Annotated in this window: 12 protein-coding genes; 9 read left to right on the top strand and 3 right to left on the bottom strand. The window is 67.5% G+C overall.

The features are described 5' to 3' along the window. The first annotated feature begins 61 nt into the window (after positions 1-61). The 8 genes from lapB to mnhG all read left to right on the top strand — a co-directional run bounded on the left by lapB (position 62) and on the right by mnhG (position 8,045). A complete protein-coding gene (gene lapB / locus ASE31_RS27715; protein WP_057205903.1) occupies positions 62-1,216 on the top strand; it encodes a lipopolysaccharide assembly protein LapB in 1,155 nt (384 codons plus the stop codon). A 77-nt stretch (positions 1,217-1,293) separates the two neighbouring features. After that, positions 1,294-1,701 (top strand): helix-hairpin-helix domain-containing protein, encoded by a 408-nt coding sequence (locus ASE31_RS27710; RefSeq protein WP_057205901.1) that lies wholly within the window; start codon positions 1,294-1,296, stop codon positions 1,699-1,701. Between the two features lie 136 nt (positions 1,702-1,837). Next, the gene (locus ASE31_RS27705) at positions 1,838-4,819 is read left to right on the top strand and encodes a monovalent cation/H+ antiporter subunit A (RefSeq protein WP_057205898.1); all 2,982 of its coding nucleotides are present in this window, start codon (positions 1,838-1,840) and stop codon (positions 4,817-4,819) included. After that, positions 4,819-5,184, top strand: coding sequence for a Na+/H+ antiporter subunit C (locus ASE31_RS27700; RefSeq protein WP_057205897.1), 366 nt, complete (start codon positions 4,819-4,821; stop codon positions 5,182-5,184). Before ASE31_RS27705 ends, ASE31_RS27700 begins: the two co-directional genes overlap by 1 nt. Next, entirely contained in the window at positions 5,181-6,902 is a 1,722-nt protein-coding gene (locus ASE31_RS27695; RefSeq protein ID WP_057205895.1) for a monovalent cation/H+ antiporter subunit D, read from the top strand. The genes ASE31_RS27700 and ASE31_RS27695 overlap by 4 nt, the downstream gene beginning before the upstream one ends. Further along, positions 6,902-7,396 (top strand): Na+/H+ antiporter subunit E, encoded by a 495-nt coding sequence (locus ASE31_RS27690; RefSeq protein WP_057205893.1) that lies wholly within the window; start codon positions 6,902-6,904, stop codon positions 7,394-7,396. The genes ASE31_RS27695 and ASE31_RS27690 overlap by 1 nt, the downstream gene beginning before the upstream one ends. Beyond that, entirely contained in the window at positions 7,393-7,671 is a 279-nt protein-coding gene (locus ASE31_RS27685; protein ID WP_057205891.1) for a K+/H+ antiporter subunit F, read from the top strand. The genes ASE31_RS27690 and ASE31_RS27685 overlap by 4 nt, the downstream gene beginning before the upstream one ends. Next, entirely contained in the window at positions 7,668-8,045 is a 378-nt protein-coding gene (gene mnhG / locus ASE31_RS27680; RefSeq protein ID WP_057205889.1) for a monovalent cation/H(+) antiporter subunit G, read from the top strand. The genes ASE31_RS27685 and mnhG overlap by 4 nt, the downstream gene beginning before the upstream one ends. Positions 8,046-8,055: 10 nt before the next feature. Here mnhG and ASE31_RS27675 read toward each other — a convergent pair whose 3' ends face one another. The 3 genes from ASE31_RS27675 to ASE31_RS27665 are packed head-to-tail and all read right to left on the bottom strand — an operon-like array spanning position 8,056 to position 13,289. Next, complete coding sequence (locus ASE31_RS27675) at positions 8,056-11,700, bottom strand: hydantoinase B/oxoprolinase family protein (RefSeq protein ID WP_157412695.1); 3,645 nt, start codon at positions 11,698-11,700, stop codon at positions 8,056-8,058. A gap of 2 nt (positions 11,701-11,702) precedes the next feature. Then, positions 11,703-12,707, bottom strand: coding sequence for a TRAP transporter substrate-binding protein (locus ASE31_RS27670; protein WP_082604398.1), 1,005 nt, complete (start codon positions 12,705-12,707; stop codon positions 11,703-11,705). A 51-nt stretch (positions 12,708-12,758) separates the two neighbouring features. Next, positions 12,759-13,289 carry a winged helix DNA-binding protein gene (locus ASE31_RS27665; protein WP_057205885.1) on the bottom strand — a complete coding sequence of 177 codons (531 nt, stop codon included), beginning with the start codon at positions 13,287-13,289 and terminating at the stop codon, positions 12,759-12,761. A gap of 173 nt (positions 13,290-13,462) precedes the next feature. On the opposite strand from ASE31_RS27665, the gene ASE31_RS27660 reads away from it, so the two are divergent. After that, entirely contained in the window at positions 13,463-14,440 is a 978-nt protein-coding gene (locus ASE31_RS27660; protein ID WP_057205882.1) for a TRAP transporter substrate-binding protein, read from the top strand. Positions 14,441-14,447 lie beyond the last annotated feature (7 nt).

Raw genomic sequence — 14,447 nt, 5'->3', positions numbered from 1 at the left:
GCCACCCCCGCCAAGGCCGCCGTCCCCGCCGAAGCCGCACCTGCCGAGATGCCACCGATCCATGGAATTTGACCTCAGCTGGATTTTGCTGGGCCTGCCGCTGGCCTTCGTGCTCGGCTGGCTGGCATCGCGTTTCGACCTGCGCCAACTGCGTGCCGAGAACCGGCGCGCACCCAAGGCCTACTTCAAGGGCCTGAACTTCCTGCTCAACGAGCAGCAGGACCAGGCCATCGATGCCTTCATCGAGGCGGTGCAGAACGACCCCGACACCTCGGAGCTGCACTTTGCCCTCGGCAACCTGTTTCGCCGCCGCGGCGAGTACGACCGGGCCGTGCGCGTGCACGAGCACCTGCTCTCGCGCGGCGACCTCAGCCGCACCGACCGTGAGCGCGCCCAGCATGCGCTGGCGCTCGACTTCCTCAAGGCCGGCCTGCTCGACCGGGCCGAAGACGCACTGAACCGCCTGGAGGGCACGCCCTTCGAGGCCCAGGCCCGCCTGGCCCTGCTGGCCATCTACGAGCGCTCGCGCGACTGGCCGCATGCCACCACCATCGCGCGCAAGATGCACGATGCCGACCAGGGCGACTTCAGCACCCGCCAGGCGCATTACCTGTGCGAGCAGGCGGCCACCCTCAGCGGCCAGGCCGACCATGCCGGCGCCCTGGCCCTGCTGGAGCAGGCCGTGGCCGCCGCCCCCGGCGCCGCGCGCGCCCGCATCGACATGGCGCGCCTGCAGCACCTGATGGGCCAGCCTGCGGCCGCGCTGGCCACCCTGAAGGCGCTGGGCGAACACAACCCTGCCGCCCTGCCCCTGGCCGCACCGCTGATGGTCGAGGCCGCAGCCAGCACCGGGCGCAGCACGGAAGCCCAGGCACTGCTGCAGGAGCACTACGACAGCGCGCCATCGCTCGACGTGCTGGAAAGTCTGGTCGCCATCGACACGGCGCAGGGCGCAGGCGAAGGCGCCCGCCAGCGCTATGTGGACCACCTGGACAAGGAAAAATCCCTGGTGGCCGCCGCCAAGTGGCTGGCCGGCGAAAAGCTGGAGCACGAGTCCTTCCACCCGCAGGTCCAGCGCGCGCTGGACCACGCCGTCAAGCCGCTCACGCGCTACCGCTGCGCGGCCTGCGGCTTCGAGGCGCGCCAGCACTTCTGGCAATGCCCGGGCTGCCAGACCTGGGACAGCTACCCGGCTCGGCGCGTGGAAGAACTGTAGCGGTGGCACAAGCGACTTGATCCCCGGGCGCCGACCGATATGATGATCGGCACCACAATACCGAGGGAGTCGTATCCATGTTCAAGAAATTCCTGCTCATCATCGCCCTGCTGTTTGCGGGCACCGCATTTGCCGCCGTGGACCTGAACAAGGCCAGCGCGGCCGAACTGGACGGCATCAAGGGCATCGGCCCGGCAATGTCCGAGAAGATCATCAACGAGCGCAAGGCCAGCGAGTTCAAGGACTGGAACGACTTCATCGGCCGCGTCGGCGGCGTGGGCGAGAAGACGGCGGCCAAGTTCTCGGCCGACGGCCTGACCGTCAACGGCAAGCGCTTCAACGCCGCCGCACAGGCCAAGGCCGACAAGAAGAAGGAAGATGCCAAGGCCAAGGAAAAATCCTCCGCCAAGGACAAGAAGGAGCCCAAGGCCAAGAAGGACAAGGCCGCCGAGCCCGCAGCCCCTGCAGCCAGTACAGCCAAGTAACAGGCAGCGCCCACTTGGCACCCAGTTACAGGCCCGCTTCGGCGGGCTTTTTCATGGGCGTCGCCAGCCCCCGAAGGCGCCGCCTCTCCAGACTTCACAAAGGGACTTTCGAGGCACGCCCTAAAATCATTCGGGCATGCCCCTGATCACCCTCATCCTTCTCCCCTTCATCGGCAGTCTTCTGGCGGCCATCCTGCCCGCCAACGCCCGCAACACCGAGTCCACCCTGGCCGGGCTCATCGCCCTGTTCTGCACGGTGCAGGCGGCGCTGTACTTTCCGCAGATCGCGGGCGGCGAGGTGCTGCGCCAGGAGATCACCTGGCTGCCCGCGCTGGGCCTGAACCTGGCGATACGGCTCGACGGCTTTGCCTGGATGTTCTGCATGCTGGTGCTAGGGGTGGGGTCGCTGGTGGTGCTGTATGCGCGCTACTACATGTCGGCGGCCGACCCGGTGCCGCGCTTCTTCTCGTTCTTCCTGGCCTTCATGGGCGCCATGGTGGGCGTGGTGCTTTCGGGCAACATCATCCAGATCGCGCTGTTCTGGGAGCTGACCAGCCTGTTCTCCTTTTTGCTGATCGGCTACTGGCACCACCGCAAGGATGCGCGGCGCGGCGCGCGCATGGCGCTCACCGTCACCGGTACGGGCGGGCTGTGCATGCTGGCCGGCATGCTGGTGCTGGGCCACATCGTGGGCAGCTACGACTTGGACCACGTGCTGGCCGCAGGCGCACTGATCAAGGCGCACCCGCTGTACCTCACGGCGCTGGTGCTGATCCTGCTGGGCGCCTTCACCAAGAGCGCCCAGTTCCCCTTCCACTTCTGGTTGCCGAACGCCATGGCGGCGCCCACGCCGGTATCGGCCTACCTGCACTCCGCCACCATGGTCAAGGCCGGCGTGTTCCTGCTGGCACGGCTGTGGCCGGCCCTGGCAGGCACGGAGCAGTGGTTCTGGCTGGTCGGCGGTGCGGGCTTGTGCACGCTGCTGGTGGGCGGCTATGCGGCCATGTTCCAGAACGACCTCAAGGGGCTGTTGGCCTATTCCACCATCTCGCACCTGGGGCTCATCACGCTGCTCTTGGGCCTGAACAGCCCGCTGGCCGCCGTGGCGGCGGTGTTCCACATCATGAACCACGCGACCTTCAAGGCCTCGCTGTTCATGGCGGCCGGCATCGTCGACCATGAAAGCGGCACGCGCGACATCCGCCGCCTGTCGGGCCTGGTGCGCATGATGCCCATCACCGGCACGCTGGCCATGGTAGCCAGTGCCGCCATGGCGGGCGTGCCACTGCTCAACGGCTTTCTGTCCAAGGAGATGTTCTTCGCCGAGACGGTGTTCGTGAACACCGTTCCCTGGCTCGAAGTTCTGCTGCCCGTGGCAGCCACCGTGGCCGGCATCTTCAGCGTGGCGTACTCGCTGCGCTTCACGGTCGACGTGTTCTGCGGCCCCCCCGCTACCGACCTGCCCCGCACCCCGCACGAGCCCCCGCACTGGATGCGCGTGCCGGTCGAGTTGCTGGTACTGGCCTGCCTGGTGGTTGGCACCCTGCCTGCCTGGTCCATGAGCGCCGTGCTGCAGGCCGCTGCACGCCCCGTGGTGGGGGGCGAGCTGCCCACCTACAGCCTGGCGGTCTGGCATGGCTTCAACACCCCGTTCGTGATGAGCCTGGTGGCGCTGGCGGGCGGCATTGCGCTGTACCTGCTGCTGCGCTGGCTGCGTGCGCGCGGCGCGCTCGACGCACCACCGCTGATGCGCCACATCAGCGGTCAGCAGTTGTTTGACGGCACCCTGGCGCGGCTTTCGCTGGCCGGGCGCAACGGCCGGCGCCTGCTGGGCACCGGGCGCCTGCAGTGGCAGATGCTGTGGCTGGTGGCAGCGGCCCTGGTGGCCGGCACACTGCCGCTGTGGGTGCGTGGCCTGCCCATCGGTGCGCGCGAGCAACTTCCCCTGTCGCCCGCGTTCGCCGTGCTCTGGTTCCTGGGCTCCATGTGCGCGGTGGCCGCTGCCTGGCAAGCCAAGTACCACCGGTTGGCTGCGCTCACACTGCTGGGCGGCGCGGGCCTGTGCACCTGCCTGACCTTCCTGTGGTTCTCGGCACCGGACCTGGCGCTCACGCAGATCGTGGTGGAGGTGGTGACCACCATCCTCATCCTGCTGGGCCTGCGCTGGCTGCCCCGGCGCGACGAGAGCCTGCGCGTGCCCACGCTGGCGCAGGAGCGCCGCACCCAGCTGCGCCGCTACCGCGACATGACCCTGGCCCTGCTCGCCGGCGGCGGCATGGCGCTGCTGTCGTTTGCCATGATGAGCCGGCCCTTCCCCGAGAGCACCTCCACCTTCTTCCTGGAGCGTGCGCTCACCGATGGCGGCGGCACCAACGTGGTCAACGTGATGCTGGTGGACTTCCGCGGCTTCGACACCTTCGGCGAGATCGTGGTGCTGGGCATCGTGGCCCTCACGGTGTATGCGCTGCTGCGGCGCTTTCGCCCGGCGCGCGAGGTGATGGACCTGCCGCCCCAGCAGCGCGCCGTACCCGCCGACGTGGCCACCGACCTGGCCAACCCGCGCCAGACCATGGACACCGCCGTGGGCTACCTCATGGTGCCCGCCGTGCTGGTGCGCCTGCTGCTGCCATTTGCGGCCCTGGTGGCCGTGTACCTCTTCATGCGCGGGCACAACGAGCCCGGCGGCGGCTTCGTGGCCGGGCTGGTCTTCTCGGTAGCGCTGGTGTTGCAGTACATGGTGTCCGGCACCTCGTGGGTCGAAGCCCACCTGCCGCTGTACCCGCGCCGCTGGATCGGCACCGGCCTGCTGATCGCCCTGGCCACAGGCCTGGGCGCGCTGTTCTGGGGCTACCCCTTCCTCACCAGCCACACGGCGCACCTGCACCTGCCAGTGGTGGGCGAGGTGCACGTGGCCAGCGCCCTGTTCTTCGACATCGGCGTGTTCACGCTGGTGGTGGGCTCCACCTTGCTGATCCTCACGGCCATTGCCCACCAGTCGGTGCGCAGCCACCGCTACAACGCCCGCGCTGCCGAGGAAGCGCTGGAGGAGCAGGCCGCCGCCATGGCCGCCGCATCGGTCGCCACCGCCCCCCACAACAACGTCCAAGGAGCCCACTGATGGAACTGATTCTGGCCCTGGCCATCGGCATACTCACCGGCTCGGGCGTGTGGCTGCTGCTGCGCCCGCGCACCTTCCAGGTCATCATGGGGCTGGCGCTGCTGTCGTACGCCGTGAACCTGTTCATCTTCAGCATGGGCCGCCTGGGCCTGGCGATCAACAAGGAGCCGGTCCTGCGGGCCGGCCTGCCGCAGGACCTGGCCCACTACGCCGACCCCATGCCCCAGGCGCTCACGCTCACGGCCATCGTCATCGGCTTTGCCATGACGGCACTGTTCCTGGTGGTGCTGCTGGCCTCGCGCGGCATGTCGGGCACCGACCATGTGGACGGCACGCGCGCCAAAGACGCGCAGGAGATGCCATGACGGGCGAGCTGACCGCACATGTCACGGCGCTGCTGATGCCGCACCTGATCCTGGCGCCTATTGCGCTGCCGCTGCTCACGGCCGGGCTCATGCTGCTGCTGCGCGAGGAGCGCCAGCGCACCAAGGTCGTGATGAACGTGGGCTCCACCTTCCTCGGCCTGGTCATCGCCGTGCTGCTGCTGGTGCAGGCCAAGCAGCCCGGCGTGCAGACCAGCCTGGGGGTGTACCTGCCCGGCAACTGGCCGGCGCCCTTCGGCATCGTGCTCGCGCTGGACCGCCTGTCGGCCATGATGCTGGTGCTGGCCAGCACGGTGGCGCTGGCCACGGTGCTGTTCTCGGTCGCACGCTGGCACAAGGCGGGGGTGCACTTCCACCCGCTGTTCCAGTTCCAGCTCATGGGGCTGGCGGGTGCCTTCCTCACGGCCGACCTGTTCAACCTGTTCGTGTTCTTCGAGATCATGCTGGCGGCCTCCTACGGGCTGCTGCTGCACGGGTCGGGCCGGCCACGCGTGTCGGCCGGGCTGCACTACATCGCCATCAACCTCGCTGCCTCGTCGCTGTTCCTGATCGGCGTGTCCATGCTCTACGGCATCACCGGCACGCTGAACATGGCCGACCTGGCGCGCGGCATCGCGGGCATCGACCCGTCCGACCGGGGGCTGCTGCATGCAGCGGCCGGCATCCTGGCAGTGGCCTTCCTCATCAAGGCGGCCGTGTGGCCGCTCAACTTCTGGCTGGTGCCGGCCTACAGCGCGGCCACCGCGCCGGTGGGCGCTCTGTTCGCGCTCATGACCAAGGTGGGCGTGTACAGCATCCTCAGGCTGTGGACGCTGATGTTCAGCAGCGATGCGGGCGACTCGGCCCAGTTCGGCAGCCAGTGGATCATCGGCGCGGGCCTGGTGACCATGGCCTTTGGCGCCGTCGGCATGCTGGGCTCGCAGCGCCTGGGGCACCTTGCGGGCTACGCGGCCATCCTCTCGTCGGGCACGCTGCTGGCGGCTCTGGGCTTCGGGCAGACCCTGCTCACGGCCGGGCTGCTGTACTACCTGCTGGGCTCCACGCTGGCCGTGAGCGCCCTCTTCTTGCTGACCGACCTGATCGACCGCTGGCGCAACGATGGCTCCAACCTCGCGCCCTACGAGCAGACGGACGACGCCCCCTTCCTCACCCCCGACCTGGTGCCCGCGCAGGGCCTGAACCTGGACGACAAGGAGGAGGTGCTGATCGGACGGGTCATCCCCGCCGCCGTGGCCTTCCTGGGCCTGGCCTTCATGGCCTGCACCCTGGTGATCGCCGGGTTGCCGCCGCTGCCCGGCTTCGTGGGCAAGTTCGCAATGATCCATGCCCTGCTCAACCCGCTGGGCCTGGGACCATCGGGCGGGCTCGTGCTCGGGTCTGCGGGCTGGGCGCTGCTGGCACTGATGGTGGGCACGGGCCTGCTGGCGCTGATCGCACTCACCCGTGCCGGCATACGGCATTTCTGGGCATCGCACGGGCGTGCGTCTCCCCAACTGCTGGTGCTCGAAGGCCTGCCCATTGCCCTGCTGCTCACAGGCTGCGCGCTGCTGACCTGGCAGGCCGGCGCGGTGATGCGCTACACCCAGGCCACGGCCGATGCCCTGCACGCGCCCAGCACCTATGTGCAGGCCGTGATGTCCGCCAGGCCCATCCCCAACCCGCCCGGCACGGCACCGGGCGCCAACGGAAGGCCGCAGTGATGATCAAGCGCATCCTCCCCGCACCTGTGCTGTCGCTGGCGCTGCTCGCCCTGTGGCTGCTGCTCAACCGCTCGGTCAGCGCTGGCCACATCGTGCTGGGCGGCGTCCTCGCTCTCGCCATCCCGCTGCTCACGGCGGGGCTGCGCCCTCTGCCCGTGCGCATCCGCGCGCCGGGAGCGGTGCTGCGCCTGGCGCTGGCCGTCATGGCCGACACCGTGCAATCGAACATCGCCGTCTCTCGGCTGCTGCTGTCGCCCGGCCGCAGGCGCCACCCCTCGGGCTTCGTGCAGATCCCCCTGGAGCTGCGCGATGCCAACGCCCTCGCGGTGCTGGCCGTCATCGTCAGCATCGCCCCGGGTACGGCCTGGGCCGAACTCTCGGTGGACCGCAGCATGCTGATGCTGCACGTGCTGGAGGTGGACGATGAAGCGGCGTTCATTGCCCAGATCAAGCGGCGCTACGAGCACCCCCTCATGGAGATATTCGAATCATGACCCCCATCCTCGACTGGGCGCTCCCCGCCGCCCTCTTCATGCTGGTGCTGGCCATGGGTTGCGCGCTGGCCCGCCTGCTCAAGGGCCCCTCGGCGCAGGACCGGGTGCTGGCGCTGGACTGCATGTACCTCAACGGCATGCTGCTCATGCTGGTGCTGGGCCTCTTGTATGGCAGCAAAAACTACTTCGAGGCGGCACTGCTGCTGGCACTGTTCAGCTTCGTCGGGTCCATGGCCATGGCCAAGTTCCTGCTGCGCGGCGAGGTGATCGAATGACGAATACCGCCGCCCTGCTGCCCCTGTGGCTGGAGATCGTGATCGCCGCGCTGGTGCTGTTGGGCGCGGGCATGGCCCTGCTCGGCGCCACCGGCCTGCTGCGCCTGCCGACCTTCTTCGAGCGCCTGCATGCGCCGTCCATCGCCGCCACCATGGGTTGCTGGTGCATCATGCATGCCACCGTGATCTACTTCTCCGTCGCAGATGGCAGCCTGGCGCTGCATGCGCTGCTGATCGCGGGCTTCGTGGCGGTCACCGTGCCGGTGACCTCGATCTTCCTGATGCGTGCAGCCCTGTTCCGGGCCCGCCAGGCCGGGCAGGACGTGCCGCCCAGCCTGAGCAGCGTCACGCCTGCCGGCCGCAAGGACCTGTAGGCCCCGGCGGTCAGCCCGGGGTTCCGAAGCCTCCACCCCCGGGGGTGTGGATTTCGAACACATCGCCGGGCTGCATCTGCGCCTGGCCGATGTGGTCGAGCGCCTCCACCTTGCCATTGGCCCGCACCACCTTGTTGACGCCCACGGCCCCCGGCGAGCCGCCGGCCATGCCGAAAGCACCGCGGTGGCGGCCATTGGAGAGGATGCTGGCCGTCATGGGCTCCAGGAAGCGCACGCGGCGCACACCGCCGTCACCGCCCGCCCAGCGCCCCGCGCCGCCCGAGCCCTTGCGGATCTCGTAGCCTTCCAGGCGCACGGGGAAGCGGAACTCCAGCACCTCGGGGTCCGTCAGGCGCGAGTTGGTCATGTGGCACTGCACCACGCTCGTGCCGGCAAAGCCGTCCACCAGCGCACCCGAGGCATCCCACACGCCGCCGGCACCGCTGCCGCCCGAGATGGTCTCGTAATACTGGTAGCGCTCGCTGCCGAAGGTGAAGTTGTTCATGGTGCACTGCCCCGCCGCCATCAGGCCCAGCGCGCCATAAAGGGCGTTGGTGATGCAGGTGGAGGTCTCCACGTTGCCTGCGACCACCGACGCCGGCGGATTGGGGTTGAGCATGGAGCCCTGCGGGATGATGACCTTGAGCGGCTTCAGACACCCTGCGTTGAGCGGAATGTCGTCCTGCACCAGGGTGCGGAACACGTAGAGCACGGCCGCCATGCACACCGCCGTGGGCGCATTGAAGTTGTGCGTCTGCTGCGCGCTGGTGCCCGTGAAGTCGATCTCGGCGCTGCGGTTCTTGGCATCCACACGCACGGCAACGGTGATTTGCGAGCCATTGTCCAGCGGCAAGGTGAACTGGCCATCCTTCAGGCGCGTGATCACGCGGCGCACCGATTCCTCGGCGTTGTCCTGCACATGGCGCATGTAGGCCTGCACGACATCGAGGCCGAACTCGCTCACCATGCGGCGCAGCTCCTGCTGGCCCTTTTCGTTGGCGGCGATCTGCGCGCGCAGGTCGGCCATGTTCTGCTGCGGGTTGCGCGAGGGGTATTCGCCGCTTTCCAGCAAGGCGATCATCTCGGCCTCGCGCAGCACGCCGCGCTCGACCAGCTTCACATTGTTGATCTGCACGCCCTCTTCTTCGATGCGCGTGGAGAACGGAGGCATGGAGCCCGGCGTGATGCCGCCCACGTCCGCATGGTGGCCACGGCTGCCCACGTAGAAGGTGGGCTCGGCTTCTTCACCGATATAGACCGGCGTGATCACCGTGATGTCGGGCAGGTGCGTACCGCCGTGGTAGGGGTCGTTGAGCACGTACACGTCGCCCGGCTGCATGCGGCCCGCGTTGTCGCGGATCACGGTCTTGATGCTCTCGCCCATGGAGCCGAGGTGCACCGGCATGTGCGGCGCATTGGCGATCAGGTTGCCCGCCGTGTCGAACAGCGCGCAGCTGAAGTCCAGGCGCTCCTTGATGTTGACCGAGTAGGCCGTGTTCTGCAGCTGCAGGCCCATCTGCTCGGCGATGTTCATGAACAGGTTGTTGAACACTTCGAGCAGCACCGGGTCCACCGTGGTGCCTACGGCGTGCTGCACGGCACGCGCCACGCGGCGCTCCAGCAGCAGGTGGTCCAGGTCGGTGAGCTGCGCCTCCCAGCCGGGCTCGACGATGGTGGTGGCGTTCTTCTCGGCAATGATGGCCGGGCCGGGGATCACGTCGCCGGGGCGCAGGTCCTCGCGCACCACCAGGGCCGCGTCATGCCAGGTAGCCACGCCATCGGTGCCGCCGGTGTACATGCGCACCGTGCTGCGGCGCGGCACCTCGCGCGCGGGCTGCAGGGCGTGGCGCGGCTCCTCTGGCGCATCGCCCGGCACCACGGCCTCGACCGACACGGCCTCCACCACCAGGCCCTTGCCTTGCATCAGGAAAGCAAAGCGCTGGCGGTAGGCAGCCTCGAAGCTGACCGTGATGGCCTCGATGCTGCCAAATGGAACAATCAAAGCAGAGTCGCTGCCCTCATAGCGCACATGCACGCGCCGATGCACCGTGGCAGTGCCGTCGCCGGCCTGCTGCTCCAGTTCGGAGCGCGCGGCCGTGGCCAGGCGCTCCAGCGTGGACTCGATGCGCGCCAGGGCCTCGGGTGCCAGCTTGCACTCCACTGCCTGCTCGCGGATCACGTTCTGGTCCGCAAGACCCATGCCGTACGCGCTGAGCACGCCCGCCAACGGGTGCACGAACACACGCGTCATGCCCAGCGCATCGGCCACCAGGCAGGCGTGTTGCCCACCCGCGCCGCCAAAGCACTGCAGGGTGTAGCGCGTCACATCGTAGCCGCGCGCCACCGAGATTTTCTTGATCGCATTGGCCATCTGCTGCACGGCGATCTGGATGAAGCCGTGGGCCACATCTTCTGCGGCACGGCCCGTCTGGCCAGACAGGTCGGCGAACTTCTGCACGACCGCGTCGCCATCGAGCGCCTCATTGGCCCCATGGCCGAACACGCGCGGAAAGTGCGCCGGCTGGATCTTGCCGACCATCACGTTGGCATCGGTCACGGCCAGCGGGCCACCACGGCGGTAACTGGCCGGGCCGGGGTTGGCACCGGCACTCTCGGGGCCCACGCGAAAGCGTGCGCCATCGAAGCCGAGGATGGAGCCGCCGCCCGCCGCCACGGTGTGGATGCTCATCATTGGGGCGCGCATGCGCACGCCGGCCACCTGGGTCTCGAACTCGCGCTCGAACTCCCCGGCATAGTGGCTCACGTCGGTGGAGGTGCCACCCATGTCGAAGCCGATCACGCGCTGGTGCCCGGCCAGGCCGGCCGTGCGTGCCATGCCCACGATGCCGCCAGCCGGGCCCGAGAGGATGGCGTCCTTGCCCTGGAAGGCATGCGCGTCGGTCAGGCCGCCCGAAGACTGCATGAAGAACAACGGCACGCCCGGCATCTCGCTGGCCACCTGCTCCACATAGCGGCGCAGGATGGGCGAGAGGTAAGCATCGACCACCGTGGTGTCGCCGCGGCTCACCAGCTTCATCATGGGGCTGGTAGCGTGCGATGCGCTCACCTGCGTGAAGCCGGCTTCGCGCGCCAGGCGGGCGGCGGCTTCTTCGTGCGCGGTGTAGCGGTAGCCGTGCATGAAGACCACGGCCGCGCTGCGCAGGCCGGCGTCGTAGGCGGCCCACAGGCGCTCCTTCAGGTGCGCCTCGTCCAGCGCCTCGATCACCTCGCCATGCGCGCCCATGCGCTCCTGCGCCTCGATCACGCGGGTGTACAGAAGCTCGGGCAGCACGATGTGGCGGTCGAACAGGCGCGGGCGGTTCTGGTAGGCGATGCGCAGCGCATCGCGAAAGCCCTTGGTCGTGATCAGGAGCGTGGGCTCGCCCTTGCGTTCGAGCAGCGCATTGGTGGCCACCGTGGTGCCCATCTTCACGCACTCCACCACCTCGGGCGTCACCGGCTCGCCCGCCTTCAGGCCCAGCAGGTGGCGGATGCCGGCCACGGCCGCGTCCTTGTACTGCTCGGGGTTCTCGGACAGCAGCTTGTGCGTGACCAGACTGCCGTCGGGCCGCTTGCCGACCACATCGGTGAAAGTGCCCCCGCGGTCGATCCAGAACTGCCAGCGTGCGGGGTGGGTGGAGGCGGAAGATGCCATCGTCATGAAGTCTGTGTGTAGAAAGGAATGAACAATCGGGTGGCGTCGTTACCGACGGTGCGCACCCATTCGCGTGAAAAACGTTCGCCCAGGCGGCCGATCTCGCGGCCCAGGTCCAGCGACAGGCGCTCGACGGCCATGCCATGGGACTTGAGGTCGCCCACGGCATTGCGCAGCGCCGCCTCGCTCATGGTCCAGCCCCGGTCCTCGGCCACCTTGGCCGAGTCCAGCAGCCCCTTGCGCGCCGCGGGAGACAGCGCATCCATGGCCTTCTTGCTGGCAAACACCATGTTCTTCGGAATCCAGGCATTGAGCTCGTAGTAGAACTTGGCGTGCGTCCACACCTGGCTTTCGGCCCCGGTGGCCGACGACGTGATCATGGCTTCGATTTGGCCCGAGGCCAGGGCCTTGGGAATGTCGGCCGTGGCCACATCCACCGGTGTGGCGCCGAGCAGCTCGGCAATGCGCACCGTCGTGGCGTTGTAGGTGCGCATCTTCAGGCCCTGAAAGTCTGATTTGGTGCGCACCGGCTTGACCGAGAACAGGCCCTGCGGCGGCCAGGCCACGGCATACAGCGGCACCAGCCCCTTGGCGGCCAGAGCCGTCTCGATCAGCGGCGCCTGGTACTGCCACAGGCGCCGCGCATCCTTGTAGGTAGACAGCACGAAGGGCACCGAGTCGGCCCCGGCCAGGGGCACGTCCTTGACGATGCCAGCCATCAGCACTTCGCCTGCCTCGGCCTTGCCCGACTGCACCGCCCCGAAGATCTCGGGCAGCTTGACCAGGCTGTTGTTGGAATGCACGGCGATGGCCAGTTCCCCGCCCGAGGCCTTGCCCACGTCCTGTGCGAAAAGTTCCGCATTCTGGGTGTGGAAGGTTTCCGGCTTGTAGCCGGTGGCCAGCTTCCATTGCACCGCGGCGCGCGCCCCCACGCCCACCAGACCCAGACAACCGCCCAATACGGTGGCACCTGCGCCACCCAGCCAATCACGTCGCTGCACAGACATACATGCTCCCTTGAAGTGGATGAACATGCACCACCACAGCGCACACGGCCATCACAGGGATGCCGCCGAACGTGCTGCCTGGTCGTACATGCCCGAGAGCACACGCAGCAAACGGGCCAGCTCGCCGATGTCGCGGTTCAGGGCATCGTCGGCATGCAGCGCATCGATCAGGCAGCGCTCGCGGATCTCGCGGTAGCGCTGCACGTAAGCCCGGCCCACATCGGTGGCCGCATAGGTCACCTCCTTGCCGTTCTTCTGCGAGGCCACCACGCCCAGGTTCTGCAGCTTTTTCAAAGCGTAGTTCACCAGGTGTGTGTCTTCCACGTTCATGATGAAGCAGATGTCGGCCAGGCGCTTGTCACGCGCCCGGTGCGTCACATGGTGCAGCACCACCACATCCAGCGGTGTCAGGTCCTTGAGGCCCGCTGCCGACATGCAGTGCACCACCCAGCGGTGGAACGCGTTGCCCGCGACGATGAGCCCGAACTCGAACTCGCTCATTTCCGCGCTCTGCGCAGACACCAGGTGCGCTGACGAGACGATGGGGCCGGAATCGCCCTTGGCCCGGGCCGCAGGTTTCATGGAAAGCGCCTTTGCAGAAGTCGAAACTGGCACGGGATGTGCATGCACTCATTGTAGGCAAGTCACCAATGATTTGTTGGCAATTTGTCAACGTTCAGGCAAACACCTATGCCGTAACGAATTGCTTCCTATACAGTGGCATACCCCCCGTTTTCTACCTTGCGGAGCTATCAATGAAGCGTCGAATCCTTCCCCTCACCGCGCTGGCCATGGCCTGTTCCCTGTTCGTGCCTGCGGCTTTCGCACAGACCAAGTGGGACCTGGCTGCCGCCTACCCGGCCACCAACTTCCACACAGAGAACATGATGCAGTTGGCCAGCGATGTGGACAAGGCCACAGGCGGCAAGCTCAAGATCACCGTGCATGCCAACGCAGCGCTGTTCAAGGCCCCTGAAATCAAGCGCGCCGTGCAAGGCGGCCAGGCACAGATGGGCGAGATTCTGCTGGCCAACTTCCAGAACGAATGGCAACTCTTCGGTGTCGATGGTCTGCCCTTCCTGGCCGACAGCTACGACGAATCCAAGAAGCTCTACGCCGCGCAAAAACCCTTCCTTGAAAAGAAACTGGGCGAGCAGGGCATGACGCTGCTGTACGCAGTGGCATGGCCACCGCAAGGCATCTACACCAAGAAGTCCCTGGCGACCGCAGCCGACCTCAAGGGCATCAAGTGGCGCGCCTACAGCCCGGCCACTGCACGCATTGCCGAACTGGTGGGTGCGCAGCCCGTCACCGTGCAGGCTGCTGAGTTCTCGCAGGCGCTGGCCACGGGTGTGGTCGAATCGACCATGACCTCCGGTGCCACCGGCGTGGACAGCAAGCTCTACGAACACCTCAAGTACTACTACGACACCCAGGCCTGGTTGCCCAAGAACGCCGTGCTGGTGAACAAGAAGGCCTTCGACGCCCTCGAAAAACCCCTGCAGGACGCCCTGCGCAAGGCCGGCGCCGATGCCGAGGCACGCGGCTGGGCGGCCAGCGCCAAGGTCAACGCAGACACCCTGGCCAAGCTCAAGGCCAACGGCATGGAAGTGCTGCCGCCCCCCGCCGCACTGAAAGCGGACATGACCAAGGTGGGCGACACCATGCTCAAGGAATGGCTGGAAAAGGCCGGACCTGACGGCAAGGCGTTGATCGACGCCTACCGCAAGTAGTCACGCA

The sequence above is a fragment of the Acidovorax sp. Root217 genome, from assembly GCF_001428645.1.
Classification (GTDB): domain Bacteria; phylum Pseudomonadota; class Gammaproteobacteria; order Burkholderiales; family Burkholderiaceae_C; genus Acidovorax.
Note: the sequence above shows the minus strand (reverse complement) of the source record. Positions and strands in the feature narration are given on the sequence as shown.

What these genes read in the sequence shown, in the direction of transcription:
- ASE31_RS27695 (WP_057205895.1), top strand. Translation starts at nt 5,181, where the DNA reads ATGACGGGCGAGCTGACCGCACATGTCACGGCGCTGCTGATGCCGCAC.
- ASE31_RS27675 (WP_157412695.1), bottom strand. Translation starts at nt 11,700, where the DNA reads ATGGCATCTTCCGCCTCCACCCACCCCGCACGCTGGCAGTTCTGGATC.
- ASE31_RS27690 (WP_057205893.1), top strand. Translation starts at nt 6,902, where the DNA reads ATGATCAAGCGCATCCTCCCCGCACCTGTGCTGTCGCTGGCGCTGCTC.
- ASE31_RS27685 (WP_057205891.1), top strand. Translation starts at nt 7,393, where the DNA reads ATGACCCCCATCCTCGACTGGGCGCTCCCCGCCGCCCTCTTCATGCTG.
- ASE31_RS27710 (WP_057205901.1), top strand. Translation starts at nt 1,294, where the DNA reads ATGTTCAAGAAATTCCTGCTCATCATCGCCCTGCTGTTTGCGGGCACC.
- mnhG (WP_057205889.1), top strand. Translation starts at nt 7,668, where the DNA reads ATGACGAATACCGCCGCCCTGCTGCCCCTGTGGCTGGAGATCGTGATC.
- ASE31_RS27660 (WP_057205882.1), top strand. Translation starts at nt 13,463, where the DNA reads ATGAAGCGTCGAATCCTTCCCCTCACCGCGCTGGCCATGGCCTGTTCC.
- ASE31_RS27705 (WP_057205898.1), top strand. Translation starts at nt 1,838, where the DNA reads ATGCCCCTGATCACCCTCATCCTTCTCCCCTTCATCGGCAGTCTTCTG.
- lapB (WP_057205903.1), top strand. Translation starts at nt 62, where the DNA reads ATGGAATTTGACCTCAGCTGGATTTTGCTGGGCCTGCCGCTGGCCTTC.
- ASE31_RS27665 (WP_057205885.1), bottom strand. Translation starts at nt 13,289, where the DNA reads ATGAAACCTGCGGCCCGGGCCAAGGGCGATTCCGGCCCCATCGTCTCG.
- ASE31_RS27670 (WP_082604398.1), bottom strand. Translation starts at nt 12,707, where the DNA reads ATGTCTGTGCAGCGACGTGATTGGCTGGGTGGCGCAGGTGCCACCGTA.
- ASE31_RS27700 (WP_057205897.1), top strand. Translation starts at nt 4,819, where the DNA reads ATGGAACTGATTCTGGCCCTGGCCATCGGCATACTCACCGGCTCGGGC.